The 1940-nt window shown below is 67.6% G+C and carries 2 protein-coding genes; one reads left to right on the forward strand and one right to left on the reverse strand.

Annotated features, from left to right (window positions below):
- Positions 1 to 120: 120 nt before the first annotated feature.
- Positions 121 to 525, reverse strand: a complete 405-nt coding sequence (locus AB0D12_RS41220; protein WP_362695207.1) for a type II toxin-antitoxin system PemK/MazF family toxin — start codon at positions 523 to 525, stop codon at positions 121 to 123.
- A gap of 152 nt (positions 526 to 677) precedes the next feature.
- Here AB0D12_RS41220 and AB0D12_RS41225 point away from each other — a divergent pair, with 152 nt between their 5' ends.
- Positions 678 to 1916, forward strand: coding sequence for an IS701 family transposase (locus AB0D12_RS41225; protein ID WP_362695210.1), 1239 nt, complete (start codon positions 678 to 680; stop codon positions 1914 to 1916).
- The last annotated feature ends 24 nt before the right edge of the window (positions 1917 to 1940 follow it).

The raw sequence follows: 1940 nt of genomic DNA on the forward strand, positions 1-1940 counted from the left end.
TAGTACTCCAGCCGTAGATCGTGATCTTGCTGGTGTGGGGAGCCGTGGAGACAGGTGGCCACCGATGGTCATCTGGACGAGATTGACCACTCCACCGGGGCGTCCGTCCCACTTCTCTACCTACTCGAGCCCACCGGGACGCAAGGCATCTTTCATCTCGCTGAACTTCGCGGTCGTTGCCGGGGTCCATTCCTTCGGCTGTTCAGCAAGACGGAGGGCATCCTCAATCTCGCGGAGCTTCGAGGAGGGCAGCACGCCCGCCCGCTCGATCAAGTCGTCCCGGGACACGGTGGTCAGCCACGTGCAAGGGGTAAAGCCTGGATGAGCGAACGCGAGCCGCAACACACCTTCCATGGGCAGTCCTTCCATGGTGCCTACGGCCACCTCGACGCCCAGACCGCTGATGTCGATGCCCGCCGGAGCGACGATCTGCATCGCCCGGAGCTGGGACGCCTCGGCTCCCGACAGCAGTACGACCAGCCGTCGCTCGTCGAACTCGACCCACCAGACTTCGCCGCGTTGCATATGTCCTCCAGGCACGATCTATCTGCGGTGAGGGCGCTGAGGATACGGGTGCGGCCACCGGTGATCATCAGTGTGTGAAGACAGAAGATCAGTCGGTGGCCGCAGGTCACAGCATAGATCCTGCCCGTTGGCAGGACATGTTCGAGGCCCTGATGGGCCGCATCGCGCCGCGGTTCACGCGGGTGGAACCGCGGCGCCGGGCACGGGAGTTCGTCCTTGGCCTGTTGTCGGACCTGCCGCGCAAGAACTGCTGGACGCTCGCCGAGCACGCCGGGGACGCGACCCCGGACGGCTTGCAGCATCTGCTGTCCAGGGCCAGGTGGGACGCCGACGCGGTCCGCGACGACCTCCGCGGCTTCGTCATCGAGCAACTGCAGGACGACGACGCGGTGCTGGTCGTCGATGAGACCGGCGATCTCAAGAAGGGCACCGCCACGGTCGGGGTCCAGCGCCAGTACACCGGCACCGCCGGACGCATCGAGAACAGCCAGGTCGCCGTCTACCTCGCCTACTCCACCCCCCGCGGCCACGCGGCGATCGACCGGGAACTCTATGTCCCGCGCTCCTGGACCCAGGACGCGTCCCGCTGCCAGGCCGCCGGGATACCCGAGACCGTGCGCTTCGCCACGAAACCCGCACTCGCCGCCCGCATGATCGGCCGCGCCCTGGACGCCGGCGTCCTCGTGTCCTGGGTGACCGGCGACGAGGTCTACGGGAGCAACCCGCACCTGCGGGCAGCGCTGGAGCAACGGCAGCTCGGCTACGTCCTCGCTGTCGCCTGCGACCACCAGATGACCACCCGCGCGGGCAAAATCCGCGCCGACGCCCTGGTCAAGAGGCTCCCGAAACGGGCTTGGCAGAAACTCTCCGCCGGACCCGGAGCCAAGGGGCATCGCTACTACGACTGGGCCCTGGCCGACATCGCCGACGAGGGACCCGGCCACCGCCATCTGCTCGTCCGCCGCAACCGCAGCACCGGTGAACTCGCCTTCTACCGCTGCTACTCGGCGACCCAAGTGCCCCTGTCCACCCTCGTGAAGGTGGCCGGACGCAGATGGACGGTCGAAGAGACGTTCCAGTCCGGCAAGGGCCTGGCCGGACTGGACGAACACCAGGTCAGACGCTGGACGTCCTGGCACCGCTGGGTCACCCTCGCGATGCTCGCCCATGCCTTCCTCGCCGCAGCCACCGCCCACGAACACGCTTACGCACCGGCCCCGGACAGCCTGATCCCGCTGACCTGCAACGAGATCCAGCACCTGTTCACCACGCTCGTCACCCAGCCCATCCACGCAGTCGCGCACCGGCTCCGCTGGTCCGACTGGCGACGCCGCCATCAGGCCCGGGCCCGGGCCTGCCACTACCAGCGGCAGGCCGCCCACCAACCATGAAGATCACGATCTACGGCTGGAGTA

Source organism: Streptomyces sp. NPDC048479, from assembly GCF_040651435.1.
In the GTDB taxonomy this organism is placed as follows: domain Bacteria; phylum Actinomycetota; class Actinomycetes; order Streptomycetales; family Streptomycetaceae; genus Streptomyces.

Bases quoted from the DNA above. Each gene is read 5' to 3' on its own strand.
- AB0D12_RS41220 (WP_362695207.1), bottom strand. From the start codon at position 525: ATGCAACGCGGCGAAGTCTGGTGGGTCGAGTTCGACGAGCGACGGCTG.
- AB0D12_RS41225 (WP_362695210.1), top strand. From the start codon at position 678: ATGGGCCGCATCGCGCCGCGGTTCACGCGGGTGGAACCGCGGCGCCGG.